The organism is Paraburkholderia sp. BR10882, assembly GCF_040948855.1.
GTDB lineage: Bacteria > Pseudomonadota > Gammaproteobacteria > Burkholderiales > Burkholderiaceae > Paraburkholderia > Paraburkholderia nodosa_A.
The window spans coordinates 169,526-196,310 of sequence record NZ_JBFPKP010000013.1 but is presented as its reverse complement, the minus strand read 5'-3'; the positions used below and the strand labels follow the sequence as shown (position 1 = coordinate 196,310).

Below are 26,785 nucleotides of genomic sequence, written 5' to 3'. Positions count from 1 at the left end.
AAAGCCGATGCGGTGCCAGCCTCCCAGCGCCGCATCGCACCGCACTTCGCCTCGATGCGCGTCAGGCGCCGGGCTTGAGCACCACGCGAAAGCGCGCCTTGCCGCTCATCATCCGTTCATAGGCTTCTGCCGCGCGCGACAGCGGATATTCTTCGATCATCGGCTTCACCCCCGAGAGCGCGCTGAATGCCAGGGTATCCTGAGAATCGGCGGCGGTGCCCGAGGGCCAGCCCTGCACTGAGTGGCGGCCCATGATGAACTGCGTGATCGGCACTTCCACGGGCTCCTCCGATACGCCGATCATGATCAGCTTGCCGTTCAGGCCGAGCCCGCCCAGCGCAGCGCTCATGGCTTTGCCGCTCGTGGCCGTGGCGAGGATCACGCGCGCGCCGCCCAGCGCGAGCAAGGCTTGCGCGACGTCCTGCGAGGAACTGTCGATGTAGTGATGCGCGCCGAGCTGTTTCGCGAGCGGCGCCTTGTCCTGCCCGCGCGCGATGGCGACGGTGACGAAGCCCATTTTGCGGGCGTACTGCACGCCGAGATGGCCGAGACCGCCTATGCCGAGAATCGCCACGACATCGCCCGCGCGTGCGCCGCTGTTGCGCAGCGCGTTGAAGGTGGTGATGCCCGCGCACAGGAGCGGCGCGGCGTCGACGTCGGAGAGGTCGTCGGGCATGCGTGCGAGCGCTTCCTGCGGCGCCACCATGTAGTCGGCATAGCCGCCGTCGTAGCTGATGCCGGGAATCTGCCCGTTCTTGCAGAGCACGAAGTCGCCGTGACGGCAGTGTTCGCAATGGCCGCAGTGGCCGCCGTGCCAGCCTACGCCGATGCGCTGCCCAACCTTCCATTCGTCGACGCGCGGGCCAAGCTTTTCGATCACGCCTGCGATCTCGTGGCCGGGCACGCGAGGAAACTGCAGGCCGGGCCAGTGGCCTTCCTTCGTGAGGGAATCGCTATGGCAGATCCCGCAGGCCTGCACCTTGACGAGGACGTGTCCCTCGGGCGGCTCGGGAATATCGCGCTCGACCAGTTCGAGAGGGGCGCCGGGTTTTGCTACCTGCACTACGTGCATCTTTGGCATCGTCTGCTCCTGGGAAAGAGAGGTTTGCACCGGTGATGTCGTGGCGACGTATGGCTATGCGACATTGTAGGACGATGGTGCGAGCGCTTCGCGCTGCGCGGCGTAGGGGATGTTTGTTAGCGTTCGGCGTTTGTGAATGCTTTGCGGCATCAGCTTTCTATTTGCGACCTTGCGCGTTTTGCATCAGCTTTTACGCGGACTTTTCCATCGCCCGCCGTGCGGCTCTTCATATGGTCGATGAACGCGCGCAGTTTCGGCATGACCTGCCGGCGGTCCGGATAGCAGAGAAACACCCCGGGCCTCATCGGCGCGTAGGCCGCCAGCACCTCGATCAGTTCACCCGATCTCAACCCGGCAGCGGCCAGCGGCTCGGGTACCTGGGCGAGGCCCAGTCCTTCTGACGCAGCGCCCAGCACGGTGGGAAAGTCACTGGCGATGAGGGGGCCGGATACGGCGATCTCGATCGGCTCGTCTTCGTCGTTGAAGGACCATAGGGCGAGCGCGCCGTTGGACCGCCGCCATCGCAAGCAGGCATGCTGGCGCAGGTCGTTCGGGTGAGCGGGCGGGCCTGACCCGGCGAAGTAGCCCGGGCTGCCGACGACGATGAGACGGAACGGCGGCGTCATCGGCACCGCGACCATATCGGGAGCAACGAGATGACCCTGCCGGACAGCGGCGTCGAAGCCTTCGGCAGCAAGGTCGGTCACCTCCTTGCTCGCAGCAAGCTCCACCTCGACCTCGGGATAAGCCTTGCAGAACGATGTGACCAGCTCAAGCAGAGTGGGGATCACCGCGCGCGGCGCCGAGAGGCGCAGCAATCCCGCCGGTCGCTGGCCGAGTCCACGCGCCAGCTCACTGGCGGCGACCAGCTCCTCGAAGGCGGGCTTGGCGCGCGCGAAAAACTGTTCGCCGGCTTCGGTCAAGCCGACACTGCGCGAGTTGCGGATGAAGAGCGCTGCGCCAATGCGCGCTTCGAGTACACGTACTGTCTGGCTGATAGCCGAGGGCGTCACACCGAGCTCCGCGGCCGCCTTGCGAAAACTGCGATGCCGGGCAACGCTCAGGAACACTTCCACGCCGTCCAGCGCGCCCTGCCTGACTGTGAAGTTCTGCTTCATGGCCCGTCAACAATGTGATGGATAGCCGCGTGCGAATAGCGATGATACCTTGGCACCAGCCATTGGGCCGGAGCATCAGCGGCTCGCACCACAGTCACTGGACGCTGAATGAAACGCCTTCTTCTTAATTCGACCATCGCCTCTGTGCTGGTCGCTTCTGCTGGAGTTTCCATGTCGCAAACCACGCCTATGCCTGCCACGCCAACCACGAAGATTCTGGCGATCGGCACTTTTCCGCCGGGCACGGACATGCAACTTGTCCAACACACGTTTCCGACTGAAGTGCGCGAGACGGCGCAGCTTTACCTCGAGGGCAAGATTGATCAGTGGTATTCACTGCAAGACCGGGCCGGGGTGGCATTCATCCTGAACGTAACGGACGTCGACCAAGCGCATGAAATGCTCGAGGCACTGCCCTTGGGGAAAGCGCATTTGATGACGTTCTCGCTCTTCCCAATAGGCCCGCTGAAGCCGTTGAGCAAGCTTTTGAATTCGCCTGCCCCCCAGTAGCAGGCACTGGAGCGTCCGGAGCATGCTTGCTTGCATCGCATATCAACGTTTTGAAACCCCTTTCAATCATGACTGGAAACGCCTTCTTCTCGACCAACCTGCTGCTTGCCTACACAGCGTATTTCGTCGGCACCGCGAGTGCCGGGCCGAGCAACGCTTTGGGCGACGGTCGCAGCGCTGTCGTATTCGGGATCGTCGGGATCAAACTCCTGGCGACGCGTTTCTAGCCCGGTTTCAGACTTCGCTTTCGCGTTGAACTGACGTTCGCTCTTCGGGGCGCGCCAGCTACTCACGCAACGTTGCGAGGGGAAGTCTGGCAACCAGTTCGTCGAATACGACACGGACTCGCCTCGACACCGGGCCGCGTTGGGGACGGTAGACGTATAGCTTCCAGGGATCGGGATCGAGGCGAGGTAGAAGCCGGACGAGTTGACCTCGCCGAATGTAAGGCCGAATCAGATATTCGGTGCATTGGCTGAAGCCAATTCCAGCGCAAGCTGCTTCGACCTCCACGGAAGTATCGTTGGTTACGAATGCAGGTGCAGCCGGCTGGAAGTGGCGTTCGCCGCGGAACATCCATGGCCACGGACGACCGCTTGCGGGGTCGATCAGGCACGTCACAGGCAGTGCTTCGAGGTCCTTCAAGTTCTTCGGTTCTCCCAACCGCGCGATCAATGCAGGCGACGCGACAGTCCACACCGGTAGTGGACCGATAGCGCGCGCGACAAACCGGTTGTCGCCAATTGCGCCCACACGCACGCCCAGGTCGATCTGCTCGTCCACGACGGCCGAGGGGGCATCCGAGAGTCTGAGATCGGCAATCAGACCGGAATGGCGGGCCATCAATTCCATCAAAATCGGCTGTACGTAGTAGCGGCCCAAGGCTGACGGCGCGGTAATGCGCACAACGCCCATTGCGTCGTCGCTCATGCTTGCCTGGCCGAACAGACCGTCGACGCCTGCTAGCGCGGCCTGCGCGCGTGCGACGAACGACTGGCCGAAGGTCGTGATCTGCACGCGTCGCGTATTGCGATGGAACAGGGTTTCCCTCAGTTGCTCCTCCAGCTCACGCACCGCGCGCGTGACCACTTGCGGCGAAACGCCGAGTCGCGCGGCGGCTTCGCGAAAGCTCGTACACGACGAGGCGGCCAGGAAGATCCTCAGGAGATCAAGGCGATTGAGCATGATTGTTCCTGCGCTGAGAATGACGAGCCATTGTCGTTGAAAATTCCCAAATCAGGAATTGTGAAAGCGCGATTATTCCATTCACCTTCGAGGGCTGCGTATCCATACTTCGTTCCAGGCGTGAGGCAATGTAGCCGCGACAAGCGCGCCAGACCCTGCGCAATATCCACTGGAACAAAGGACGACATCATGAACACGATCAGCACACAACGGCAGCTCGAAGGCAAGATTGCACTCGTGACCGGCGCAAGCTCCGGTATCGGCCGCGCTTCGGCCGTCGAACTCGCCCGCCGCGGCGCAAAGGTCGTCGTGGCGGCCCGCCGCAAGGACGAACTCGACCAGCTCGTGCAGCAGATTTCGGGCGAGGGTGGCGAAGCGTCGACCTTCGTGGCGGACGTTTCGAAAGAGGTCGACATCGAGCGTCTCGTCGATTACACGGTGCAGACCTACGGGCGCCTTGACATCGCCTTCAACAATGCGGGAACCGAGGGCGTATTCGCGCCGCTCATCGAACAGGATTCCGAAAGATTCGACATGGTCTTCGACCTGAACGTGCGCGGCGTGCTGAACGCGATGAAATACGAAGCGCAGGTCATGCTCGAGCAAGGCGCGGGCAGCATCATCAACAACGCCTCGATGGGCGGGCTGATCGGTTTCGCGAACGCGTCGGTGTATATCGCGAGCAAGCACGCGGTAGTCGGCATGACCAAATCGGCGTCGATCGAATGGTTCCGCCAAGGCATACGCGTAAACGCACTGTGCCCGGGGTTGATCGAGACGCCGTTCCATCATCGCGGCATCTGGCCATCGGCCGAAGTGCAGCAGCAGTTCGCCGCCGGCACGCCCGCTGGCCGCTGGGGCACCGCGCAGGAGATGGCGACGATCGTGGCGTTCCTCGCCTCCGACGACTCGAGCTACGTTTCAGGCCACGCGCTGGTGGCCGACGGCGGCTACTCGGTCGCCTGACCGGTGGAGCGGGTGCGTTTGCGAGGCTTGACCAGTCTTTCGACCGCATCCTCGGTCACCTGCTTGAACAGCTCGACGTTCGCATACGCCCGCGCAGCGAGCATGGCGCCGTAGACCAGCGAGACGAGCGTGGCCGCTTCGGCGTGAACCGACGAATCCAGTTTGAGGAGATCGCCCTTCACGCCGGCTTCGAGCACCCGCTCGAGCCACGCCGTCAGGCGATCGAAGAACGTCTTCACCCCTTGAGCCACTTCTTCGGGCAGCGAAGGCAGTTCGGCGCCCAGCATGCCCGCGACACAGAACGGAGCCGTGTCGTCGGCAATGCAGCGCTCCCAATGGCCGATGTAGGCGCGCAACTGTGCGATGGCGTCCGCGCCGCTCGCCTCCAGCGCCGCCACATCGGCGTCGAGCGCTTCCTGCCACGCGTCCAGCACCGCCACCACGAGATCGGTCTTGGCGGGGAAATGGTGGTGAATGCTGGCCTTGCGAATGTCGATCGCATCCGCGATGTCGGCATAGCTGAAGCCGTTGTAGCCGCGCCGCATGATGAGCTGCCGTCCCGCCGCGATGATCCTGTCGGCCGTCAGTTCGCCGCTTACTGTCATTTTGCCTACCATCTAGTCGGTTGAATTACCGACAGCTTACGCGGAGCGGGAACCCATTGCCACCCCCAAGCCCCTGCAAGATTTTTCTTGTTCCTCAGCCATCCTACTAGTAGGATGGCTGCATCGAACAGGCGACGCCCTGTCGAGCCCTCAAAATCACCTGGAGCATGAAAATGAAGATTTCCTCATACGTCACCCGCATCGCCGCCGCCGTTGCCCTTTGCGCCGCCGCGCTCGGCTCGCAGGCCGCCACGGCCGCACCGGTCAAGAACATCGTGCTCGTGCACGGCTACTTCGCCGACGGTTCGGGCTGGCAGGCCGTGTCGAAGATCCTCACGCGCGACGGCTATAAGGTGTCCGTCGTGCAGGAGCCGGAAACGTCCTTCGACGACGACGTGAAGGCGACGACCCGCGTGATCGACGCCCAGGACGGCCCGAGCATCCTCGTCGGCCACAGCTACGGCGGCGCGGTCGTGACCGAGGCGGGGAATGACGACAAGGTCGCGGGTCTCGTCTATGTGGCCGCGTTCCAGCCCGATACGGGAGAATCGCCGCTCGAACTGACGAAGAAGACGCCGCCGGCCACCCAGGCGATCAAGGCCACCGCCGACGGCCACCTGTATATCGACCCGGCGAATTTCCACGCGGATTTCGCCGCCGACCTGCCCGCCGCCGAGGCCCGCTTCATGGCCATCTCGCAGGTCACGCCCGCCGCGCAGTCATTCGGCGTTCCGATCACGCACGCCGCCTGGCGAACGAAACCGAGCTGGGCCGTCGTGGCGACGGCGGACCGTGCGATCAATCCCGATCTGGAACGCTTCATGACCCAGCGCGCAGGCAGCAAGACGGTCGAGATCAATTCAAGCCACGTGGTCTACATGTCGCATCCGGCGGAAGTGGCGAAGGTCATCGAGCAAGCCGCGGCGCAGTCGGCCAAAGAGTGATGCAGCGTGACGAGCCGCCTCCGGCCGTGATACCGGCCGAGGCGGCGCAATTGTCGCTAACGAACTTTTTTCGCCCCAATGTCACACGCGGCCCAGGCTGTCTCGTCATGTCATGGCAACCCAACCGAAAGGAGATGCAACATGACTGCCAAGCTCGACCTGTTCGCCGCCGCCCCGACCCTGATGAAGTCCTGGATGGGCACTTCGCTCGCCGTGTCCGGGAGCCTCGAGCCGAGCCTCATTGCGCTGGTGGAGGTGCGCGCGTCGCAAATCAACGGCTGCGCGAATTGTCTTAACATGCATACCGCCCACGCACGCGAGGAAGGCGAGACCGAACAGCGTCTCTACCTGCTTTCCGCGTGGAAAGAAGCGCCTTGCTATACCGACCGCGAACGCGCGGCGCTCGGCTGGACCGACGCCCTCACGCGCCTTTCCGAAGGTCATGTGCTGGAGGATGCACGCGCGGCGCTCACCGACCACTTTACCGAGGAGGAGCAGGCGAAGCTCACGCTGATGATCAATGTGATCAACGGCTGGAACCGCCTTGCGGTCGGCTTCGGCCTGTGGGTCGATCCGGCGGCGGCGAAGGCCATGGCCAGGAAGATGGTTGCCGCATGACGGACGCTGGCCTCACGGACGCCGCGGCGAGTTTCGATCCGCTGCGGCGCAAGCTGATCCGCGTGGCGTACCGAATGCTCGGCTCGGTCGCCGACGCCGAGGACATCGTGCAGGACGCGTTCATCCGCTGGGCGGACGTGGAGCGCGACGAGGTGCGCGTGCCCGAGGCGTTCCTGCGCCGCATGGTGATGCGCATGTGCCTCGACCAGCTCAAATCGGCGCGGCATCAGCGCGAAACCTATGTCGGTCCGTGGCTGCCCGACCCGGTCGTCGAAGAGGACGAGCAGGAGGACGTCACGCTGCCGCTCATGCTCGCGCTCGAACGCCTCTCGCCGCTGGAGCGCGCGGCGTTCCTGCTGCACGACGTGTTCGGGCTCGAGTTCGACGAAGTCGCGGCCACGATCGGGCGCGAGAGCGCCGCATGCCGCCAGCTCGCGGCGCGCGCCCGCGCTCATGTGCGAGAGGCGCGCCCGCGTTTTCATGTGGAGAAAGCGCGCGGCCTCGAGCTGGCGCAGGCGTTCTTCGCGGCGTCGCGCAGCGGCGACATGAGCGCGCTGGGCGCCATGCTTGCCGATGACGTGAGCCTGCACGCGGACGGCGGCGGCAAGCGCCCGGCGATCGGCCGCCCGGTGTTCGGCTTCGAGAGTGTGATGAAGCTGCATGCGCAGCTAGCCGACCTGTTCCGCAAGAATGGCTCGACTTTCGTGCGCGCGGGTTTCATCAACGGCCTGCCCGGCTTCGTCTCGCGCGAGGCCGATGGCGAGTTGCAGACCACCGCGCTCGAGATCGAAGACGGCAAGGTCACGGCCATTTACGTGATGCGCAATCCGGACAAGCTGCGGCATCTGCACTGAGATGTGCGGCTTCCGGGCGGCCCAAGCCGCCGTGCACAAACATTCCAGACTTGCAGCGGCGTTTCGAGGATCATGACTGCCTCGAAAAAGGAGGCAGCATGTTCGATACGAAAGTCGCGCTGGTCGTGCGGGAAAACCTCGCGGTCTGGCAGAAGCTCAATGTGACCGCGTTTCTCGCCACGGGCATTGCGGCGGCGGTGCCCGAAGCGCTTGGCGAGCCCTACGAAGACGCGCGCGGGCAACGCTACGGCAGGATGCTGGGCCAGCCGATGATGATCTATGGCGCCGATGTCGGGGGATTGCAGGCGACGCTGCGGCGCGGCGTGTCGCGCGAACTCACGATCGTGCCGTATGTGCACGCCATGTTTTCGACGGGCCACGACGCGGCGAACCGCGAGGTTTTTCGCGCCGAGGACCCGGAGAATCCCGATCTGGTGGGAATCGCGTTATACGGCCCGAAAAACGCGGTCGACAAGGCCGTGAAGGGGCTGGCGCTGCATCAGTAGACGCGCGCCGTTTCCATCACCCCGCCTTGCGCACCGGCGGAAAGCGCCGCTTGCCGTTGCCCACGGGAATGCGGCGGAAGCGCTCCTTTTTGTGCTCTTCCTCGAAGTGCGCAAGCGAGAGCTTGACGAGGTCGCTGCGCGAGACGATGCCCACGAGCCGCCGCGATTCGCGGTCGGCAACCACGGGCAGGCGTTCGAGCCCGTGAATCGCGAGGCGCGTGGCAACCTGCCGGCAGGTTTCCGCGGGCAGCGCCATGTCGGGGGAACGTTGCGCGAGCAACGAGCCGAGTGGCGTGTCGAGGGCTTCGGTCGCGGCGCTCGCGCGCACGGCGTCGAGCATCGCGCGATCCACCACACCGAGCACCGCGCCGTCGCGCAGCACCGGGAAGGCGCGGCGCTGCTGGGTCGAACCGAAATAGCGGTCGAGGGCGTCGCGCACGGTGACGTTCGCGTCGATCGTATCGACGGTGCGGGTCATCACTTCATCGACGTAATGGCGCTCGAGCGGATCGACGCCGTACTCGCGATAGATGTGATAACCGCGGCGCGCGATCTTTTCGGTCATGATCGAGCGCTTCATGACGACCGTCGCGAAGCCGTGCGCAACCAGCGTGGCCGTGAGCAGCGGCAGCAGCGCATTGGTATCGTGCGTGAGGCCGAACGCGAACACGATGGCCGTGAGCGGCGCGCCGAGCGTGGCGCCGAGCGTCGCCGCCATGCACACGAGCGGCCACAGCGCCGGGTCGCTGCCGGGCAGCACGTGGCTCAACACCGAGCCGAGCCCGGCGCCGAGCATGAGCAGCGGGGCGAGCACGCCGCCCGAGGTGCCGGAGCCGAGCGCCACGACCCAGATCACGGCTTTCACCACCAGAATCGCAATGGCGACCTGAAGAACGATGTGCTGATGCAGCAGATCGCCGATCACGTCGTAGCCCACGCCGAGCGCGCGCGGCTCGATGAAGCCGCCGATGCCCACCACGAGCCCGCCGATGGCCGGCCACCACGACCAGTGCAGCGGCAGATGGCCGAACAGGTCCTCGACCTTGTAGAGCGCCCCCGACAGCCCCGATGCGAGCGCGCCCGCCAGCAGCCCGGCGATGATGCACGAGAAGAGCGCCACGGCGTGCGGCGGCAGGGTCTGCATGGGAAAGAGCGGCGCCGTGCCGAAGAACACGGAGCGCGCGAAGCCGGCCACCGCGCACGCGAGCGCCACCGGCAGGAAGCTGCGCGGGCGCCATTCGAACAGCAGCAGTTCGACGGCGAGCAGCACGGCCGCGACCGGCGTGCCGAACACGGCGGTCATGCCCGCGGCCGCGCCCGCCACGAGCAGCGTCTTGCGCTCGGCGGAGGTGACGCGCACGCACTGCGCGAGCAGCGAGCCGAGCGCGCCGCCCGTCATGATGATCGGGCCTTCCGCGCCGAACGGGCCGCCGCTGCCGATCACGATGCCCGACGAAAGCGGCTTGAGCACGGCCACCTTCGGCGACATCTTGCTCTTGCCGAACAGAATGGCTTCGATGGCTTCGGGGATGCCGTGGCCGCGAATTTTTTCGGAGCCGAAGCGCGCCATCATCCCGACGATCAGTCCGCCGATTACCGGCACGACGATGACCCACGGCCCGAGCGTGTTGAGCGCGGGCGAGCGGTCGGCGAAAGAGAACTGGCCGAAGAAGAACAGGTTCGTGAACCAGTGGATCAGGCTCAGCAGCACGAACGCCGCGAGCGTGGCCAGTGCGCCAATCACGGCGGCCAGCGCGCTGATGCCGGGCAGGCGTGCGTTCGCCGAGAAGTCGCGCTTGTGGGAATCGTCGGAATGCATGGTGAGCAGGCCCTAAAGATCGATACGCGGAATGGTGAATGCGCCTTCGAGCGACTTCAACTCGGCGCGATGCAGTTCGGCCAGGCGCGCGAGCAGCTTTTCGCCGGCAGCGAGCAAATGCACTTCCACCTGGCGCCGGTCGCGCTCGCTCACGCGGCGCTCGACGAGTTCGATCGCCTCGCAGCGCGAGACGAGCGCCACCACGCCGTGATGCTGCGCCTGCAAACGCTCGGCCAACTCGCCGATGGTCGCCCACGTGCGGCCGGGGTAACCCTTCACATGCAGCAGCAACAGGTATTGCAACGGCGTGATGCCCTCGGCCTGCGCGGCCTGCTCCGAGAAGCGCTCGAAGCGACGCATCTGGTAGCGAAATTCGGACAGCTGTTCAAAGTCGACCTTGTCGAGCTCGCGCGCGCTTTTTTTCATCGGGAGTCCCTGGAACGGTTTAGTTTCCTAATATATCACGATGTGACATTTATTCCCGAAAACGCCCGTCACGTCGGCATGCGGCCAGGTGTATGGCCGCGATTCTGGCCGCCAAGCGGTTCAGGCCGGTGCCTGCTGCGGCGTCTTCGCCTGGTGATAGAGCCCGGAGATCAAATCGGCCTGCGTGATGATGCCCGCGAGCCGGTGTTCGTGATCGACCACCGGCACATGGTGGTGCCCGCGGCCCGCAAAAATACGCACGAGTTCGACGATCGGCGTCGTGTTCGCGACGGTCAGCACATGCGTGGTCATCAGCGTGCCGACACTCTGGCCGGACTCTGCGTGCTGCCGGAACAGGCGCGCAATCGCGCAAAGCATGAGACGCAGCGGATGCCGTTCGCGCCCGTCGTCGGCGAGGTCGGCGCGCGTGACGATGCCCTTCACCTGGCGATGCGCGTCCACCACGGGCAGTGCCTTCACATCGTGGCGCTTGAGCAGCGAGCGCGCTTCGCCCACGGTCGTCGCGGGCGTGATGCTCACCACGTTGGCCGACATGACGTCGGCGCAGGTCAGTTCGCCGAAGCTGCGCGCGTAGGCGCGGATCTCGGCGTCCTGGAGCACGGCTTCCAGGTCGTCGGTGTCGATGTCGAGCATTTCGTCGCGCTCGCGCAGCACGGCTTCGAGGTCGGCACGCGTGAAACCGGCTTGCGCGGGGACGGGGCCGGCCACCCGCGGGCGCCGCGCGGCATGCGGATAGCGATGCCCCGTGGCGGCGTGATAGACGAGCGCGCCGCCGAGCAGCAGGAACGACTGCAGCGCGACGGGCACGAATACGAACTCATAGCCGAGCGCATGCACGGCCGGGCCGCCCAGCACCGCGGTCAGCGCGACCGCGCCTGAGGGCGGATGCACGCAGCGCAGCGTAAACATCGCGACGATGGCCACGGCGATGGCCACGGCGGCAGCCGGCACGGGGTCATGGATCCACATCGCCGCGGTCACGCCCACGGTGGCGGAAACGAGGTTGCCGCCGATGATCGACCAGGGCTGCGCGAGCGGGCTGGCGGGGACGCCGAACAGCAGCACGGCGGAGGCGCCCATCGGGGCGATCAGGTACGCAATGCCCGGATCGCCGCCAGGCAGCCGGTGTGCGAGCGCCCCAGTCAGCGCGATGCCGACCAGCGCGCCGCCGCCCGAGCGCAGGCGCTCGCGCCATGTGATGGTGACCCTGGAAGGGGTGAAGCGGGTGAGCCAGCGAAGGACCTTGAAGCGTGACACGATTCGGAGCGGAAACGGATGGGGAGCGCAGACGGCTCGGCGCCGCCCAAAGAACAGGGATTATATCGCGATGTGATATATATCGCGTCACTTAGTCGCGGCGATGTTGTACCGAGGATGCACTTCGGGCAGGAATTTTTGGGGACGCAACCGTAACCGCGCAGCGGGCGGCGGCAGGTGCGGCAAGGGGAGGAGGCGCCGCCAGAGGGGCGGCGGCGCATTTTAGGCCGGCCAGTGAACGCTGGCCGCCGGTTCGAACTTCAAGTTTTAGCCAGCCTTAACCGGCATGCGGCGGCTGACCCGCGAAACGCGGCGCGGGAGCGGCGTTGGAATGGCCGTCGGGGTGGCGGTGATGGCCGGCATTGGCGTTGGCGCTGGCGTTCGCGTTGCGGTTCGGCGCAGGCGGCGGGCGATGTTGGGCGGTGTGCGCCGGCGGATGCCCGCCCGGCTGGGGCCGGTAGCCATGCGGCGGCGTGCCGTGCGGCTGCATCGTCACGCGCACGCGCTGGGGCTCGGACATGTGCGCATGTTGCATCGGCAGATGGCCTTCGTTATGCGCCATCACCACCCGCAGTTCCGCGCGGCGGTGCAGGACTTCGCCGCGCAGATCGCCGCGGCCGTAGTAGCGGCGCTGGCGGTGGCCGTCCGGCCCCACGATCCAGATATACGTGCTGCCGCCGGCGTAGACCACGTCGCGGTCGAGCACGACCGAGACATAGGCGTCGTACGGTTGCGGCACATAAACGGGTTGTGCGACGACGACAGGCGGGGGCGGCGGCGGGGGAGCGACAACCACGGTCGTGGGGCGCGCGGGGGCGGTGGCGACTCGGGGGCTCGAGACGCAGCCGCTGATCAGCAGGGTTGCGGCCAGGGTTCCGAACAAGACAGATGCAGATGGCAGGGCGCGTGGTTTCGCGTGCAAGCGGGACTCCGGAATGAGTGGTTGCTGGTCCCGCGTGTTAACGGCAAATGCCCGAGGCGCTTGAGCAAGCGCCCGTCGACGCGGGGATGACTGCGCGTCCAGCCATCCGTTTTTCGCATACCGGTGTTCCCAATTTGTGATTTTACGATGGCATATCGGCTTCCTATACTCGCCCGGAAAACGTACCGATGAAGTACCGATTCCGGAGACAGCCCCGCCATGAACGCCCCAGACCGTGCCGCCGTAGACGCTGCATCGCTAGCCGCATCCGTTTCGCTCGACGATAAATACACGCTGGAAAAGGGCCGCGTGTACATCAGCGGCACCCAGGCGCTGGTACGCCTGCCCATGCTGCAAAAGGCGCGCGACCGCAAGGCCGGCCTGAATACCGCGGGCTTCGTCTCGGGCTATCGCGGCTCGCCGCTCGGCGCGCTCGACCAGTCGCTCTGGAAGGCGAAAAAGCACCTCCAGGCCCACGACGTCGTGTTCCAGCCCGGCGTGAACGAAGACCTCGCCGCCACCGCCGTGTGGGGCACGCAGCAGATCAATCTCTGGCCCGGCGCGCAGCGCGACGGCGTGTTCGGCATGTGGTACGGCAAGGGCCCCGGCGTCGACCGCACCGGCGACGTGTTCAAGCACGCCAACTCCGCGGGCAGCGACGCGCGCGGCGGCGTGCTCGTGCTCGCGGGCGACGACCATGCGGCGAAGTCGTCGTCGGTTGCGCACCAGTCCGAGCACGCGCTCATCGCGGCGGGCATTCCCGTGCTCTATCCCGCGAACGTGCAGGAATATCTCGACTACGGTTTGCACGGCTGGGCCATGAGCCGCTACTCCGGCTTGTGGGTCGCCATGAAGTGCGTGACCGACGTGATCGAATCGACCGCGTCGATCGACCTGGACCCGGATCGCGTGGCAATCGTCACGCCCGCCGACTACACCATGCCCGAAGGCGGGCTCAATATCCGCTGGCCCGACACGCCGCTCGCCCAGGAAGCGCGCCTGCTCGACGAGAAGTGGTACGCCGCGCTTGCCTATGTGCGCGCGAACCGCCTGAACCGCGTGGTGATCGATTCGCCGCGCGCACGCTTTGGCATCATGACCGCGGGCAAGGCGTATCTCGACGTGCGCCAGGCGCTCACCGACCTCGGCCTCGACGACGAGACCTGCGCGCGGATCGGCGTGCGCGTGCTCAAGGTGGGCTGTGTGTGGCCGCTCGACGCGCAGGACGCGCGCGGCTTCGCCACCGGGCTCGAAGAAATTCTCGTGGTGGAGGAAAAGCGCCAGATTCTCGAATACGCGCTCAAGGAAGAGCTCTACAACTGGCGCGAAGACGTGCGTCCCAAGATCTACGGCAAGTTCGACGAGCGCGACAACGAAGGCGGCGAATGGTCGGTGCCGCGCGGCAACTGGCTGCTGCCTGCGCACTACGAACTCTCGCCCGCACTGATCGCCAAGGCCATTGCGCGGCGTCTCGCGCGCGCCGACGTGCCCGCGGAGGTGCGTGCGCGTATGCTCGCGCGCGTGGCGATCATCGAGGCGAAGGAACGCGAGGCAGCGAAGCCGCGCGTGACGGTGGAGCGCAAGCCGTGGTTCTGCTCGGGCTGTCCGCACAACACCTCGACGAATGTGCCCGAAGGCTCGCGTGCGCTGGCGGGCATCGGCTGCCACTACATGTCGATGTGGATGGACCGCAAGACGGAAACGTTCAGCCAGATGGGCGGCGAGGGCGTGGCGTGGCTCGGCCAGATGCATTTCTCGGGAGACAGGCACGTGTTCGTGAATCTCGGCGACGGCACGTACTTTCACTCAGGACTGCTGGCGATTCGCGCGGCCATCGCATCGAACGCCAACATCACCTACAAGATTCTCTACAACGACGCGGTGGCGATGACGGGTGGCCAGCCCGTGGACGGCGTGCTCACCGTGCCGCAGATCGCGCATCAGGTGCATGCCGAAGGCGCGAAGCGCATCGTCATCGTCACGGACGAGCCGCAAAAATACGACGCAAAGATCGCATTGCCGGCAGGCGTGGATGTTCATCATCGCGACCAGCTCGACAGCGTGCAGCGCACGTTGCGCGAAATCGCCGGCACCACCGTGCTGATCTACGACCAGACCTGCGCCACCGAAAAGCGCCGTCGCCGCAAGCGCGGCGCCTATCCCGACCCGGCGCGCCGCGCGTTCATCAACGACGCCGTGTGCGAGGGCTGCGGCGACTGCTCGGTGCAATCGAACTGCCTGTCCGTCGAGCCGCTCGACACGCCGCTCGGCACGAAGCGCAAGATCAACCAGTCGTCGTGCAACAAGGACTTTTCGTGCGTGAAGGGCTTTTGCCCGAGCTTCGTGACGGCCGAGGGCGCGCAGTTGCGCAAGCCGCGCGCGGCGAACGTGTCCAGCGCCGCATCGATCGATTTCGACGCGCTGCCCATGCCGGTGCTCCCGCAACTGGCGAAGCCTTACGGCATCCTCGTGACGGGCGTGGGCGGCACGGGTGTCGTGACCATCGGCGGCCTGATCGGCATGGCCGCGCATCTTGCAGGCAAGGGCGTGACCGTGCTCGACATGGCCGGGCTCGCGCAAAAGGGCGGCGCCGTGCTGAGCCACGTGCAGGTGGCGGCGACGCCCGCCGCCTTGCACGCCACGCGCATCGCCACGGGCGAGGCGCGCCTCGTGATCGGCTGCGATGCGATCGTCTCCGCTTCGGGCGACGTGCTCTCGCGCACCCAGCATGGCGTGACGGTCGCGGCGATCAACAGCGGCGCGACGCCGACCGCGGAATTCGTCAAGAATCCGAAGTGGACGTTTCCGGGTGCGCAAACCGAGGCTGAACTCCGTGCGAGCATCGGCGAGGGCTGTGCGTTCGTGGACGCCAATGCGCTCGCGCTGGCCTTGCTCGGCGACACGATCTACAGCAATCCGCTGCTGCTGGGCTATGCGTGGCAAAAGGGTTGGCTGCCGCTCGAACTCGCGCATCTGCGTCGTGCGATCGAACTCAACGCCGTGGCGGTGGAGAAGAACCAGCAGGCGTTCAACTGGGGCCGCTATGTCGCGCATCATGGCGAGGCGGTCGTGCGCGCGCTCACCAGGACGCAGGCAGAGCCGCAAGCCGTCGTTGTGCGCATGCCCGAATCGCTCGACAAGGTGATCGCCGCGCGCGAAGCGCTGCTCACGGCGTATCAGAACGCCGCCTATGCGCAGCAGTATCGGCGCGTGGTCGAGCGCATTCGCGTGAAAGAGACAGCGCTTGGCTGCGACGCGAAGCTGCCGCTCACGCGCGCCGTTGCCGTGAATCTCGCGAAGCTCATGGCCTACAAGGACGAATACGAGGTCGCGCGTCTTTACGCCGATCCCGCGTATCTGCAGAAGCTGCGTGAGCAGTTCGAAGGCGAGCCGGGACGCGACTACAAGCTGAACTTCTGGCTCGCGCCGCCGCTCTTCGCGAAGCGCGACGAGCACGGTCATCTCGTGAAGCGCCGCTTCGGTCCGTGGGTGCTGCCGGTGTTGCGCACGCTGGCCCGCATGAAGGGGCTGCGCGGGACGGCGTTCGACGTGTTCGGCAAGACCGAAGAGCGTCGCGACGAACGCCGCTCGATTGCGCAATACGTCGCGCTCGTGGACGAATTCTGCGCGAGCCTCGACGCGCAGCGCCTGCCCGTCGCGCTGCAACTGGCGGCGCTGCCCGACGAGATTCGCGGCTTCGGCCACGTCAAGGCGCGCAATCTCGCTGCGGCCGGCAAAAAGCAGGAGCGCTTGCTGGCCGACTACCGCACGCCCGCTACGCAGCGCGCCACGGCGTAACGAGCCAAGCAGCGATCAGGGCAGCAGGCGCCTGCCGAGCAAGCGCGGCAGGCGCAGCGCGAACCCGCTCACGAGCCGCAGATGCATGCCCGCGAGCAGCAGGTTGTCGCGCACGTAGTTGAAATGCGAGACCCCGCCTTCATCGGCGCCGAAGTAACGCACCGGCGCTTCGATCTGGATGGGCCGCACGCCGGCCCAGCACAGGCGCACGGCGGCTTCGGGATCGAAGTCGAAGCGGCGCATCCACGTCTGGCGGTGCATGATCGCCTTCAGTGGCGCGATCGGGTACACGCGAAAGCCGTATAGCGAGTCGCCAATGCCGGCCCACAGCGTCTCGAAGTCGGCGAAGAAGTTCGACAGGCGTCGTCCCTGCACGCGCAATTGCGGCGCGCTCGCGTCGAACTTCGGCAGGCCCAGAACCATGGCGTCGGGCGCGGCCTGCGAGGCGGCCATGAATTCGGGAATCAGCGCGGCGGGGTGCTGGCCGTCGGAGTCCATCGTCAGCACGTGGGTGAATCCGCGCGCCGCGGCGGCTTCGAGCCCCGCGAGCACCGCGCCGCCCTTGCCCCGGTTGTCGGGCAGCACGATGACGTGCAGGCCGGGGTCGTCGTTGGCCATGGCCTGCAGGCGCGCGGCGCTGCCGTCCGTGCTGCCGTCCACCACGACCCACACGGGGTTCCATTGCGCGCGTGCGCCGCGCACGGTTTCGTCGAGCTTGGCGCCCGGGTTGTAGCTCGGGATCAGGACGAGATGCGTGGACGAAGGCGTGGCCATGGCAGCGGGTGCCTCGACAGCGGGAGACCCTGAAAAAATTCTAGGTCGCGCCGCTGCGCGTGCATAACCGCCCGGGCGGACGTCCGGCGCATCGTGCGCGGGCACGTCGTATCCGGATGCTTCGGCGCTCGCGCCCGTGCTGGTGCCGGGCGCGGAGCGCGACTGCCGCTTTGCGTCGAAGGGTTGCACAGACACTCGTATTTCCTCAGAGGATGCAGCAGCGGAAAACGCGCCGCGTGTTCAAGCCAGGCCGCCGTTGATCGAGAGCACTTGCCCTGTCACATAGGCGGCCGCGTCGGACACCAGGTACGCCACCATGCCCGCGACTTCCTCGGGCTGGCCGGCGCGCTGCGCGGGCACGAGCTGCTTGATGCGCTCGGCGGGAAACGCGTGCTCCGCCATGGGCGAAGCGATGATACCGGGCGCCACGGCGTTCACCGTGATGCCGCGCGAGGCCAGCTCCAGCGAGAGCGATTTCGTTGCGCCGATCAGCCCGGCCTTCGCGGCCGCGTAGTTCGCCTGGCCGCGATTGCCCATCACGCCCGCGAGCGAGGCGATGTTGACGATGCGCCCGTGGCGCGTACGGATCATCGGCATGAGGAGCGGCTGGGTCACGTTGAAAAAGCCGTTGAGCGAGACGTCGATCACGCGGCGCCATTGCTCCCGGCGCATGCCCACCAAGGGCGCGTCGTCGTGAATGCCCGCGTTGTTCACCAGGATCTGCACGGGCGCGTCGTCCACGAGCCGCGCGAGCGCGGCTTGGGCCGCGTCGGCGTCGGTCACGTCGAAGGCGATGGCGTGCGCGCTGCCGCCCGCCGCGACGATGCGCTGCGCGACGGCTTCGGCCTCGGCCAGACGCCGGTTCGCGTGCACCCAGACCTCGTGGCCCGCCTGCGCGAGCGCCACGCTGATGGCCTGCCCGAGTGCGCCGCTGCCGCCTGTCACGAGTGCACGCATGGGTTTTCCTCCCTCAATCCTGGCCAGGTCCTGGCCTGCGCCGGCAGTCATGGCACTACGCGCCGCGCACGTCAGCGCACCCGGTGCGCCGCGACGTAGGCGGCCAGCGAGCCGAGCGTCGCGAAGATCTTTTCGTTTTCCGGATTGTCCGAGCGCAGCTCGAAGCCGTACTTCTTCGAGATCAGCAGCGCAATTTCCAGGATGTCGATCGAGTCGAGCCCGAAGCCTTCGCCGTAGAGCGGAGTGTCGGCGCTCACTTCGTCGAGCGAGACATCTTCGAGATTCAGCTCTTTCACGATCTGCGTGGCGAGCTCTTGTTCCAGTGCGTTCATCATGCGTGGGCTCTCCGGGCGTGCGGGCCGAAAGCGCCGGCCACCCGTTTTTAGGGTTCGTTTGATGTAAAAGTTACCAGGATTCTAAGTGAAGGGTATCGGTGCGTATACCGTGCTCCCAGCCGAAAGGGTTACAGAGGGTCGGTGCCAGGCGCCGCGCTTTTTTGGGATCGGAACGCGCGAGACGCTTGCACGGCTTCGGGCCTGTCTGGATCGGACAAAAACCCCGCCTGACGCGATTCCGAACATTCAGTTACAAACCGGCATCCGACAGGACAGGTGATCGGGTCCCGCCAATCTTAAAATGTGCGTGCCTGAACATACTTGCAAGAAACCGGCCCGATACTTGCGTTTCTTAAGAGGATTCGGGGCGCTTGCCTTACCCTACGATTCACTTACGAGTCCATTTGCGATATTTGCCAGATGCCCTCTTTGCTTAGCCAGACCGCCCTGGGTCGCACCGGGGCCGACCGCCCGCCGGCGCCCTGCGCACGGCCCTCTGGCGCGCGCGTGCGCGGAGGCGGGCAATGAGCGCCGTGGCTGCGGCGGCGCGCGCGGCGCTTGGAGTGGCGGCCGTGGCCGCCTGGCAAATCGGCGCGCACTACGCGGTCGCGACGCCCGGCGCGCACGGCTTCGGCCTGGCCATGGCGCTCGTGCCCCCGCTCGCGATCGCGCTGGCCGCCGCCGCGCGTTCGCCGCGTCGGGCGTGGCTGCTGCCGCTGTGGACGCTCGTGGTGCTCACGCTGTGGTTCATGCGCACGCCGCTTGCTTGGCACTTTGAGTGGGGACTGTATCTGGAGCATGTGAGCTTCAACCTCGCGATGGCGCTGCTGTTCGGGCGCACGCTCGCGGCGGGGCGCGTGCCGCTTTGCACGCAGTTCGCGTCGATGATCCACGGCGGCGCGCTGACGCCGTCCGTCGCGCGCTATACGCGCCAGATCACGCTCGCATGGACGGTTTTTTTCGTCGCGATTGCCGGCGTTTCAACGCTGATGTTCGCGGTTGCACCGATCGTCGCGTGGTCGACGTTCGCCAACTATCTGGCGTTGCCGCTCGTGGCGGTGATGTTCGTCGCCGAGCACGCATGCCGGCGTTTCGTGCTGCCTGGCGAGGCGAATGCCGGCATGCTCGACGCGATTCGCGCATACCGGCAGACGACCCAGGCGCACGCGGAGCATTCCTGATCATGGACGCCGCTCGCCAGCCTGAATCAAAGCAGGGAACAACGCAGGAATCCGTATTGACTGAAGTTATGCAGACTCATCCGCTCGTTTTTCATACGTCGCCCGATCAGGTCATGGCCTGGCGCGACGGCGCGCCCGTCACGGTGCGCGCGTTCCTCGCCGATGTCACGCGTGTGGCCGCGGCACTGCCGGCGGGCGGCCACGTATTCAACGTCTGCCGCGATCGCTACCGCTTTACTGTGGGCCTGTGCGCGGCGCTCGTCTCTGGCCGCATCAGCCTGCTGCCCTCGACGCAGACGCCGGAAACGGTGCGCCAGCTCGCCTCGTTCGCACCCGACGCGTTCTGCCTGCACGACGCGCCCGATTGCGCGATCGACCTGCCGCGTTTCGCGTATCCCGAAGCCCGGCAGGAAGCCGACGGGCACGCGCCGTTCGCCGTCCCGCGGATCGACGCCTCGCGCGTCGCGGCCTACGTTTTCACGTCGGGGTCCACCGGCGCGCCGGTGCCGCATGCCAAGACGTGGGGCGTGCTGGTGGCGAGCGTGCGCGCGTCGGCCGAGCGGCACGGCCTGCTCGCCGCGCGCGACTGCACGATCGTCGGCACGGTGCCGCCGCAGCACATGTATGGCTTCGAAGTGACCGTGTTGCTGCCGCTGATCGGTGGCTTCGCGTTCAGCAACCGGCTGCCGTTCTATCCCGTCGATATCCGCGACGAACTCGAAGCCGTGCCGCAGCCGCGCGTGCTCGTGACCTCGCCGATCCATCTGCGCGCGCTGCTCGCCACCGATCACGCGCTGCCGCCGGCCGAACTGGTGCTCTCCGCCACCGCGCCGCTTTCGGAAAAGCTCGCGCTCGAAGCGGAAACGCGCCTGAAGGCGCCGCTCGTCGAAATCTACGGCAGCACCGAAACCGGCCAGATCGCGACGCGCCGCACCGCGAAGGGCGCAACGTGGCAGCTGTTCCCGCAGGTTCGCTTCGAAGCGCGCGCAAGCGCGGTCCAGGACGACGAAGGCCCCACGATGTGGGTCTCGGGCGGCCACGTGGAAGAGCCGGTGCCGATGGGCGACGCCATCGAACTGCTCGACGCGCAGCGTTTCCTGCTGCACGGGCGCAAGGCGGACCTCATCAACATCGCGGGCAAGCGGACCTCGCTCGCCTACCTCAACCATCAGCTCAACGCGATTCCTGGCGTGGTAGACGGCGTGTTCTTCATGCCAGCGCACCTCGAGCACGATGCGCATACGGGACACGACATCGTGCAGCGCCTCGTCGCGCTCGTGGTCGCGCCCACGCTCACGCTTGCCGATCTGCAGCGCGCGCTGCGCGAGCGCATCGATCGCGCGTTTCTGCCGCGTCCGCTGCTGTTCGTCGATTCCCTGCCGCGCAACGACACCGGCAAGCTGCCGCATGACGTGCTCGCGGCGTTCGTCGCGCGGCAGATGCGCGGCGGCCTCGCGCCGGCGGCGCAGGAAGCGGGCGACGCTCTATCCGGACCCGCAACCACGCTTTCGTTCGCGATTCCCGCCGATCATCCCGCGCTGCCGGGCCACTTCCCGGGTCACCCGATCGTGCCCGGCGTCGTGCTGCTCGATCACGCCATCGACGCGATCGGCGACGCGCTGAACCGGCCGTTCACCACGTTCAAGCTCAGCACCGCGAAATTCCTGAGCCCGGCCGCGCCTGGCGAAACGCTCGACCTCGCCTGGGACGCGGCGGCGAGCGGCGCGATCCGCTTCACGCTGCGCGCGGGCGCGCGCGATGTCGCGAGCGGCGTCATCAGCGACGAAAAAACCGGAGCGCAGCCATGACGAAGCGCACCGACTGGGCGAACCAGCAGGAGCGCAGCAATACGCTGCTCCTGCGCATCATGACGTGGCTCTCGCTGCGCCTCGGCCGCCGCGCGGGCCGCGTGCTGCTGCATTTGATCGCGCTGTATTTCGTGCTGTTTTCGCCGCGCGCGTGCGCCGCCTCGCGCGATTACCTGCGCCGCGTGCTGGGCCGCCCGGCCCACTGGCGCGACATCTACCGCCACGTGTTTACATTCGCGTCGACGATTCACGACCGCATCTACCTGGCGAACGCGCGCTTCGATATGTTCGATATCCGCCCGCACGGCCATACGCTCGTGGACGAGACGCTCGCCAAGGGGCGCGGCGTGTTCCTGATGGGCGCGCACCTCGGCAGCTTCGAGATCGTGCGCGCGCTCGGCCGCACGCGGCCCGACCTGCGCGTGGTCGTGACGATGTACGAAGAGAACGCGCAGAAGATCAACGCGACGCTCGCCGCCGTGAATCCCGCGGCGAAGCCCGAAGTGATCGGGCTCGGCCAGGTCGGCTCGATGCTGAAGGTGCACGAGCGTCTCGACCAGAACTGCATGGTGGGTATGCTCGCGGACCGCACGCTGCTCGCCGACGACGCCGCCACCATGCGCCGCATGGCGTTTCTCGGCGAACCGGCGGCGTTCCCGCTCGGGCCGCTCTACATGGCCGCGATGCTCAAGCGCCCGGTGCTGTTCATGACGGGCCTGTATCGCGGCGGCAATCGCTACGACGTGCACTTCGAAACGCTGGCGGACTTCACCGACGTGCCGCGCGAGTCGCGCCAGCGCGCCATCGACGCGGCGCTCGTGCGTTACGTTACCCTGCTCGACCGTTATTGCCGCCTGGCGCCGTACAACTGGTTCAACTACTACGACTTCTGGCAGGGCGGCAGGCAAGGCGCGATGGTTGGCGCACCGGCATCGGCAACTGCGGCGGCGAGCACTGCAGCCCGTGCGCCGGCCACGGTGCGCCGCCGCGAGACGCGCCCCCATGCCGAGCTTCCCGTGCACGAGGTGACCGACGCATGAGCGCGAACCGCCGTTGCGCAACCTTGCGCGCGCGCTGCCAGCGTGCGCTGGCGAGCGCCGCTTTCCTCGCCGCTTCCGTCATGACGGCGGCCGCGCCTGCCGCGCAGGCACAGGCTGCCGAAACCGCGCAGCCCGCGTGGACGCTCGACCGCCTGATGTCCACGCTCGCGCAGCGCAAGTGCGGCCGTGCGAGCTTTACCGAGACGAAATACCTCTCGATCGCGACACAGCCCGTGGAGTCGTCGGGCGAACTCGTGTTCGTCGCGCCCGATCATCTGGAAAAGATCACGCGGAACCCGAAGCCCGAGCACCTCGTGGTGGACGGCGACATGCTCACCGTGCAGCGCGAGAACCACAAGTACACGCTGGCGCTCGCGCGCTATCCGGAGCTGGGCGCGTTCATCGAGAGCATCCGCGCGACGCTCGCAGGCAACCGCTTCGCGCTGGAGCAGGTGTACAAGGTCGCGCTCACGGGTGAGGGCGACGACTGGACGCTCACGCTCACGCCGCTCGACTCGCGCATGCGCAAGGTAGTGAGCACCATCACGATCGACGGCACGCGCGACGCGATGCGCAGCGTCGCGATCCAGCAGGCAGACGGCGATCATTCGGTGATGCGCCTGCATGCCCTTTCCGCGGACGCGAACTGATGGACCCGCGCGCCCACCCAGTCCTTGCGCGCGGCGTCGCGCTCGTGCAGCGGCGCGCCGTTGCGGTGTGGCTGCTGTGCCTCGTCGCGTGCGCGGTGGCGATCGGCCGCGCGAACTTCACCGCCGATCTCTCGGCATTTCTGCCGCGCTCGCCGAGCCCCACGCAGCAAGTGCTCGTCGATCAACTGCGCGACGGGCTGGCGTCCCGGCTCATTCTGATCGGCATCGACGGCGGCTACGAGAGCACGCGCGCGGAGCTTTCGCGCCGCGTGGCGGCGAGCCTGCGCGCCGACCCGCAATTCGTGGCGATCCACAACGGCTCGGGCCAGAACGACGCGCGCGACGAGCAGTTCATGTTCGCCCACCGCTATGTGCTGAGCCCCGCGGTCACGCCGCAACACTTCACGGAACAAGGGCTGCACGAAGCGCTGGGCGAGAGCCTCGATCTGCTGACTTCGTCGGCGGGGCTGGTTGCCAAGGACCTGCTGCCGCGCGACCCGACGGGCGAAGTGGCGGCGATGGTCGGCCAGCTCGATAGCGCGGCGCAGCCTGCGAGCCGCGGCGGCGTTTGGGCCTCGCGCGACGGCCGGCGCGCCGTGCTGGTGGCGCAAACGGCGGCCGCCGGCTCCGACACGGACGCCCAGTCCCGCGCCATCGACGCCGTGCGCGCCGCTTTTGCCGCCGCCACGCGCACCTTGCCCAATGCTTCGGCCTACCAGGTATCGCTGACGGGGCCGGGCGTGTTCGGGGTCGCCACGCGCGACGCGATTCGCCACGACGTGGAACGCCTCTCCACCCTGAGCCTGGTGCTGATCGTCGCGCTGCTGCTCACGCTGTACCGTTCGCCGCGCACGCTGGGGCTCGGGCTCCTGCCGGTGTTCTCGGGTGTGGCGGCGGGCATTGCGACGGTTTCGCTCGTGTTCGGCACGGTGCATGGCTTGACGCTCGGCTTCGGCACGACACTGATGGGCGAGGCGGTGGACTACTCGATCTATCTGTTCGTGCAGTCGTCGCAGGGTGGCCCCCGCGGCGCGCCTCAGGGCCGCGAGTCGATGCGCGCATGGCTCGCCGCTTACTGGCCGACCATCCGCCTTGGCGTGCTGACCTCGGTGTGCGGCTTCGCGACGATGCTGTTCTCGGGCTTCCCCGGCCTCGTGCAACTCGGGCTCTATTCGATCGCGGGCCTCGCGAGCGCCGCGCTCGTCACGCGTTTCGTGCTGCCGCAACTGTCGGGCGGAGCAGTCGCGATCCGCGATGTGTCGCGTATCGGCGCGGCGCTCGCGCGCCTGGCGCACGCCGCCCCGCGCCTGCGTTGGCCGCTCGCGGCGCTCGTGCTCGCCGCGCTCGCGTCGCTCTGGCTGCATCGCGACGACCTCTGGAGCCACGAGCTTGCCGCCTTGAGCCCCGTGCCCGCCGCGAGCCAGGCGCTCGACACGCGCCTGCGCGCGGACGTGGGCGCGCCCGACGTGCGCTATCTCGTGGTAATTCCGGCCGCGAGCGAGCAGGCCGCGCTCGAAGGCGCGGAGAAGGTCGGCGCGCAGTTGCAGCCGCTCGTCGAGCGTGGCGTGCTGGGCGGCTTCGAGAGCCCCGCGCGCTACCTGCCGAGCGACGCCACCCAGCGTGCACGCCTCGCGAGCCTGCCCGGCAAGGACGTGCTCACGACGCGCCTGCAGGAGGCGCTCAGGAACCAGCCGGTGGATGTGAGGCCCGACGCCTTCGCGCCGTTCCTCGCCGACGTCGAAGCGGCGCGCAACGCGCCGCTCGTCACGCGCGCGGACCTCAAGGGCACGTCGATGGCGCTCGCCGTCGATGCGCTCCTGACCCAGCGCGACGGCCAGTGGAGCGCCATGCTCGCCTTGCGCGCGCCGCGCCATTCACAGGGCGCGCAGGCCGTGAATACGCCGAGCCTCGACGCCAGCTCCGTGAGCGGCGCCGTCGCCCGTGCGAACGTGCCGGGCGCGCTCTTCGTCGACATGAAGGCCGAAGCCGACCGCATGTACGTGGACTACGTGCACGAAGACATTCGCCTCTCGCTCGCGGGTTTCGCCGTCATCGTCGTGCTGCTGGTGTTCGCGCTGCGCTCGTTCTCGCGTGCGGCGAGGGCGCTCGCGCCGCTCGTCGCGGCGGTGCTGGTCGTGGCCGCGGGATTCGCGCTGGCAGGCGTGTCGCTCACCATCCTGCACCTGGTCGGCATGCTGCTCATCGTCGCCGTGGGCTCGAACTATGCGCTCTTCTTCTGCAAGCGCGACGACGAAGCGGGCATCACGCCGCGCACGCTCGTCTCGCTCCTCGTCGCCAATCTCGCGACGGTGGCGGGCTTCGGCCTGCTCTCGCTGTCTCATGTGCCACTGCTCGAAACGTTCGGGCTGACGGTGGGGCCGGGCGCGATGCTCGCGCTCGTGTTCGCGGCGATTCTCGCGCCGCCGCTCGTGCACAGCAGCGACGAGGCGCACCTGAGCGCCGATACGCGCGACGAGCGGCGGCACGCTCGCCCGCGTACCGAACCCGCGCAGATGACCCACCCGCACGGAGGCCGCGCATGAATTCGGCTTCGTTGCGCGCTACGCATGCGACGCCCGCGTCCGCCACGGCGCGCCGCTGGAGGCCGTCGCCGTTCATAAGCGGCGCGGCGGCGCTGCACGCGGGAGCGGCCGCCGCCGTGGCCGCGCAGCCGCACGCGTGGCCGTGGGCCGCGGGCAGCGTGGTCGCGTCGCATCTCGCGCTGATCGCCGCGGGCCTGTGGCCGCGCAGCGCGTTGCTCGGCCCGAACTGGACGCGCCTGCCCGAGCACGCGGGGCAGCGCATCGCGCTCACCATCGACGATGGTCCGGACCCCGAAGTGACACCGCGCGTGCTCGACCTGCTCGACCACTTCGATGTTCGCGCAACCTTCTTCTGCATCGGCGATCTCGCGCGACGCCACCCGCATCTGGTCGAAGCGATCGTGGCGCGCGGCCATGCCGTCGAGAACCATAGCCAGCGCCATCGGCATACGTTTTCAGTCTCGGGGCCCATCGTGATGAAGCGCGAGATCGAGGCGGCGCAGCGCACGCTTACCGAAATCGCGGGGACGCCGCCGCGCTTTTTCCGCGCACCGGCGGGCCTGCGCAATCCGTTCCTCGAGCCGGTGCTGTGCGGCCTCGGCCTGCACCTCGCGAGCTGGACGCGGCGCGGCTTCGACACCCGCGCGAAAGAGGCCGGGACGGTCACGCACCGTTTGCTCGATGGCCTGGCTGCGCGCGACATCCTGCTCGTGCACGACGGCCACGCGGCGCGCGACGCAAGCGGCAAGCCGCTCGTGCTCGACGTGCTGCCGCCGCTCCTGCGCGCCGCCGCCGAACGCCAGCTGCAGTGGACCACACTGCGCGCGTGCCTCGACGGCGAAGCCGGTCAACCCTGATTCCACCGCT

The 26,785-nt window shown here is 67.1% G+C and carries 23 protein-coding genes and 2 pseudogenes; 14 read left to right on the top strand and 11 right to left on the bottom strand.

Translation table 11 applies throughout. The annotated features are described in order from the left end of the window. Positions 1–61 precede the first annotated feature (61 nt). Positions 62–1,081, bottom strand: coding sequence for an alcohol dehydrogenase (locus AB3X99_RS28485; protein ID WP_368618805.1), 1,020 nt, complete (start codon positions 1,079–1,081; stop codon positions 62–64). Positions 1,082–1,230: 149 nt separating this feature from the next. Continuing rightward, complete coding sequence (locus AB3X99_RS28480) at positions 1,231–2,199, bottom strand: LysR family transcriptional regulator (RefSeq protein ID WP_368618804.1); 969 nt, start codon at positions 2,197–2,199, stop codon at positions 1,231–1,233. Between the two features lie 108 nt (positions 2,200–2,307). On the opposite strand from AB3X99_RS28480, the gene AB3X99_RS28475 reads away from it, so the two are divergent. Beyond that, a complete protein-coding gene (locus tag AB3X99_RS28475) occupies positions 2,308–2,709 on the top strand; it encodes a hypothetical protein (RefSeq protein ID WP_368618803.1) in 402 nt (133 codons plus the stop codon). 68 nt (positions 2,710–2,777) lie between these two features. Then, positions 2,778–2,864 (top strand): annotated as a pseudogene (locus AB3X99_RS28470) (LysE family translocator); the annotation flags it as partial. A gap of 130 nt (positions 2,865–2,994) precedes the next feature. On the opposite strand, the gene AB3X99_RS28465 reads toward AB3X99_RS28470, so the two are convergent. Further along, positions 2,995–3,894 (bottom strand): LysR family transcriptional regulator, encoded by a 900-nt coding sequence (locus AB3X99_RS28465; RefSeq protein ID WP_368618802.1) that lies wholly within the window; start codon positions 3,892–3,894, stop codon positions 2,995–2,997. Positions 3,895–4,083: 189 nt separating this feature from the next. Between AB3X99_RS28465 and AB3X99_RS28460 the strand changes: the two genes are divergently transcribed. Then, the gene (locus tag AB3X99_RS28460; protein WP_069265787.1) at positions 4,084–4,860 is read left to right on the top strand and encodes an SDR family NAD(P)-dependent oxidoreductase; all 777 of its coding nucleotides are present in this window, start codon (positions 4,084–4,086) and stop codon (positions 4,858–4,860) included. Here AB3X99_RS28460 and AB3X99_RS28455 read toward each other — a convergent pair. After that, entirely contained in the window at positions 4,845–5,465 is a 621-nt protein-coding gene (locus AB3X99_RS28455) for a TetR/AcrR family transcriptional regulator (RefSeq protein WP_368618801.1), read from the bottom strand. The genes AB3X99_RS28460 and AB3X99_RS28455 overlap by 16 nt on opposite strands. A gap of 173 nt (positions 5,466–5,638) precedes the next feature. Between AB3X99_RS28455 and AB3X99_RS28450 the strand changes: the two genes are divergently transcribed. The 4 genes from AB3X99_RS28450 (at position 5,639) to AB3X99_RS28435 (ending at position 8,387) form a co-directional block, all read left to right on the top strand. Beyond that, positions 5,639–6,409, top strand: a complete 771-nt coding sequence (locus AB3X99_RS28450) for an alpha/beta fold hydrolase (protein WP_368618800.1) — start codon at positions 5,639–5,641, stop codon at positions 6,407–6,409. Positions 6,410–6,550: 141 nt separating this feature from the next. After that, entirely contained in the window at positions 6,551–7,027 is a 477-nt protein-coding gene (locus AB3X99_RS28445; protein WP_368618799.1) for a carboxymuconolactone decarboxylase family protein, read from the top strand. Further along, complete coding sequence (locus AB3X99_RS28440; protein WP_368618798.1) at positions 7,024–7,881, top strand: sigma-70 family RNA polymerase sigma factor; 858 nt, start codon at positions 7,024–7,026, stop codon at positions 7,879–7,881. The genes AB3X99_RS28445 and AB3X99_RS28440 overlap by 4 nt, the downstream gene beginning before the upstream one ends. A 98-nt stretch (positions 7,882–7,979) precedes the next feature. Beyond that, entirely contained in the window at positions 7,980–8,387 is a 408-nt protein-coding gene (locus AB3X99_RS28435) for a DUF2000 family protein (protein WP_368618797.1), read from the top strand. A 16-nt stretch (positions 8,388–8,403) separates the two neighbouring features. Here the strand turns inward: AB3X99_RS28435 and AB3X99_RS28430 are convergent, their stop codons facing one another. From AB3X99_RS28430 to AB3X99_RS28415, 4 genes are all read right to left on the bottom strand, one after another. Next, positions 8,404–10,206: a chloride channel protein gene (locus AB3X99_RS28430; protein ID WP_368618796.1), complete on the bottom strand. Its 1,803-nt coding sequence runs from the start codon at positions 10,204–10,206 to the stop codon at positions 8,404–8,406. Between the two features lie 12 nt (positions 10,207–10,218). Beyond that, complete coding sequence (locus AB3X99_RS28425; protein WP_069265794.1) at positions 10,219–10,632, bottom strand: MarR family winged helix-turn-helix transcriptional regulator; 414 nt, start codon at positions 10,630–10,632, stop codon at positions 10,219–10,221. A 120-nt stretch (positions 10,633–10,752) separates the two neighbouring features. Next, positions 10,753–11,910, bottom strand: coding sequence for an HPP family protein (locus AB3X99_RS28420; RefSeq protein WP_368618795.1), 1,158 nt, complete (start codon positions 11,908–11,910; stop codon positions 10,753–10,755). A 277-nt stretch (positions 11,911–12,187) separates the two neighbouring features. Continuing rightward, on the bottom strand, positions 12,188–12,793 hold the full coding sequence (locus AB3X99_RS28415; RefSeq protein WP_368618794.1) for a hypothetical protein: 606 nt from the start codon (positions 12,791–12,793) through the stop codon (positions 12,188–12,190). A gap of 258 nt (positions 12,794–13,051) precedes the next feature. Between AB3X99_RS28415 and AB3X99_RS28410 the strand changes: the two genes are divergently transcribed. After that, on the top strand, positions 13,052–16,630 hold the full coding sequence (locus tag AB3X99_RS28410) for an indolepyruvate ferredoxin oxidoreductase family protein (protein WP_368618793.1): 3,579 nt from the start codon (positions 13,052–13,054) through the stop codon (positions 16,628–16,630). A 15-nt stretch (positions 16,631–16,645) separates the two neighbouring features. On the opposite strand, the gene AB3X99_RS28405 is transcribed toward AB3X99_RS28410, so the two are convergent. From AB3X99_RS28405 to AB3X99_RS28395, 3 genes are all read right to left on the bottom strand, one after another. Continuing rightward, a complete protein-coding gene (locus AB3X99_RS28405; RefSeq protein ID WP_342949057.1) occupies positions 16,646–17,404 on the bottom strand; it encodes a glycosyltransferase family 2 protein in 759 nt (252 codons plus the stop codon). Between the two features lie 240 nt (positions 17,405–17,644). Then, the gene (gene fabG, locus AB3X99_RS28400; protein WP_069265799.1) at positions 17,645–18,361 is read right to left on the bottom strand and encodes a 3-oxoacyl-ACP reductase FabG; all 717 of its coding nucleotides are present in this window, start codon (positions 18,359–18,361) and stop codon (positions 17,645–17,647) included. 71 nt (positions 18,362–18,432) lie between these two features. Then, positions 18,433–18,693, bottom strand: a complete 261-nt coding sequence (locus AB3X99_RS28395; protein WP_133186676.1) for a phosphopantetheine-binding protein — start codon at positions 18,691–18,693, stop codon at positions 18,433–18,435. A gap of 527 nt (positions 18,694–19,220) precedes the next feature. On the opposite strand from AB3X99_RS28395, the gene AB3X99_RS28390 reads away from it, so the two are divergent. The 6 genes and pseudogenes from AB3X99_RS28390 (at position 19,221) to AB3X99_RS28365 (ending at position 26,775) form a co-directional block, all read left to right on the top strand. Then, positions 19,221–19,877, top strand: coding sequence for a hypothetical protein (locus tag AB3X99_RS28390; RefSeq protein WP_368618792.1), 657 nt, complete (start codon positions 19,221–19,223; stop codon positions 19,875–19,877). A gap of 68 nt (positions 19,878–19,945) precedes the next feature. After that, positions 19,946–21,685 carry an AMP-binding protein gene (locus AB3X99_RS28385; protein ID WP_368618815.1) on the top strand — a complete coding sequence of 580 codons (1,740 nt, stop codon included), beginning with the start codon at positions 19,946–19,948 and terminating at the stop codon, positions 21,683–21,685. Next, positions 21,682–22,587, top strand: a pseudogene (locus AB3X99_RS28380) (acyl-CoA synthetase); the annotation flags it as partial. The gene AB3X99_RS28385 and the pseudogene AB3X99_RS28380, both read left to right, overlap by 4 nt. Before the next feature lie 218 nt (positions 22,588–22,805). Beyond that, positions 22,806–23,375 carry a LolA-related protein gene (locus tag AB3X99_RS28375; RefSeq protein WP_368618814.1) on the top strand — a complete coding sequence of 190 codons (570 nt, stop codon included), beginning with the start codon at positions 22,806–22,808 and terminating at the stop codon, positions 23,373–23,375. Continuing rightward, positions 23,375–25,918: an MMPL family transporter gene (locus AB3X99_RS28370; RefSeq protein WP_368618791.1), complete on the top strand. Its 2,544-nt coding sequence runs from the start codon at positions 23,375–23,377 to the stop codon at positions 25,916–25,918. Before AB3X99_RS28375 ends, AB3X99_RS28370 begins: the two co-directional genes overlap by 1 nt. Beyond that, positions 25,915–26,775, top strand: coding sequence for a polysaccharide deacetylase family protein (locus tag AB3X99_RS28365; protein WP_368618790.1), 861 nt, complete (start codon positions 25,915–25,917; stop codon positions 26,773–26,775). The genes AB3X99_RS28370 and AB3X99_RS28365 overlap by 4 nt, the downstream gene beginning before the upstream one ends. Positions 26,776–26,785 lie beyond the last annotated feature (10 nt).

What these genes read in the sequence shown, in the direction of transcription:
- AB3X99_RS28445 (WP_368618799.1), top strand. Translation starts at nt 6,551, where the DNA reads ATGACTGCCAAGCTCGACCTGTTCGCCGCCGCCCCGACCCTGATGAAG.
- fabG (WP_069265799.1), bottom strand. Translation starts at nt 18,361, where the DNA reads ATGCGTGCACTCGTGACAGGCGGCAGCGGCGCACTCGGGCAGGCCATC.
- AB3X99_RS28370 (WP_368618791.1), top strand. Translation starts at nt 23,375, where the DNA reads ATGGACCCGCGCGCCCACCCAGTCCTTGCGCGCGGCGTCGCGCTCGTG.
- AB3X99_RS28430 (WP_368618796.1), bottom strand. Translation starts at nt 10,206, where the DNA reads ATGCATTCCGACGATTCCCACAAGCGCGACTTCTCGGCGAACGCACGC.
- AB3X99_RS28455 (WP_368618801.1), bottom strand. Translation starts at nt 5,465, where the DNA reads ATGACAGTAAGCGGCGAACTGACGGCCGACAGGATCATCGCGGCGGGA.
- AB3X99_RS28435 (WP_368618797.1), top strand. Translation starts at nt 7,980, where the DNA reads ATGTTCGATACGAAAGTCGCGCTGGTCGTGCGGGAAAACCTCGCGGTC.
- AB3X99_RS28480 (WP_368618804.1), bottom strand. Translation starts at nt 2,199, where the DNA reads ATGAAGCAGAACTTCACAGTCAGGCAGGGCGCGCTGGACGGCGTGGAA.
- AB3X99_RS28365 (WP_368618790.1), top strand. Translation starts at nt 25,915, where the DNA reads ATGAATTCGGCTTCGTTGCGCGCTACGCATGCGACGCCCGCGTCCGCC.
- AB3X99_RS28390 (WP_368618792.1), top strand. Translation starts at nt 19,221, where the DNA reads ATGAGCGCCGTGGCTGCGGCGGCGCGCGCGGCGCTTGGAGTGGCGGCC.
- AB3X99_RS28485 (WP_368618805.1), bottom strand. Translation starts at nt 1,081, where the DNA reads ATGCCAAAGATGCACGTAGTGCAGGTAGCAAAACCCGGCGCCCCTCTC.
- AB3X99_RS28475 (WP_368618803.1), top strand. Translation starts at nt 2,308, where the DNA reads ATGAAACGCCTTCTTCTTAATTCGACCATCGCCTCTGTGCTGGTCGCT.
- AB3X99_RS28425 (WP_069265794.1), bottom strand. Translation starts at nt 10,632, where the DNA reads ATGAAAAAAAGCGCGCGCGAGCTCGACAAGGTCGACTTTGAACAGCTG.
- AB3X99_RS28440 (WP_368618798.1), top strand. Translation starts at nt 7,024, where the DNA reads ATGACGGACGCTGGCCTCACGGACGCCGCGGCGAGTTTCGATCCGCTG.
- AB3X99_RS28405 (WP_342949057.1), bottom strand. Translation starts at nt 17,404, where the DNA reads ATGGCCACGCCTTCGTCCACGCATCTCGTCCTGATCCCGAGCTACAAC.
- AB3X99_RS28450 (WP_368618800.1), top strand. Translation starts at nt 5,639, where the DNA reads ATGAAGATTTCCTCATACGTCACCCGCATCGCCGCCGCCGTTGCCCTT.
- AB3X99_RS28395 (WP_133186676.1), bottom strand. Translation starts at nt 18,693, where the DNA reads ATGAACGCACTGGAACAAGAGCTCGCCACGCAGATCGTGAAAGAGCTG.
- AB3X99_RS28460 (WP_069265787.1), top strand. Translation starts at nt 4,084, where the DNA reads ATGAACACGATCAGCACACAACGGCAGCTCGAAGGCAAGATTGCACTC.
- AB3X99_RS28465 (WP_368618802.1), bottom strand. Translation starts at nt 3,894, where the DNA reads ATGCTCAATCGCCTTGATCTCCTGAGGATCTTCCTGGCCGCCTCGTCG.
- AB3X99_RS28385 (WP_368618815.1), top strand. Translation starts at nt 19,946, where the DNA reads ATGCAGACTCATCCGCTCGTTTTTCATACGTCGCCCGATCAGGTCATG.
- AB3X99_RS28410 (WP_368618793.1), top strand. Translation starts at nt 13,052, where the DNA reads ATGAACGCCCCAGACCGTGCCGCCGTAGACGCTGCATCGCTAGCCGCA.
- AB3X99_RS28375 (WP_368618814.1), top strand. Translation starts at nt 22,806, where the DNA reads ATGACGGCGGCCGCGCCTGCCGCGCAGGCACAGGCTGCCGAAACCGCG.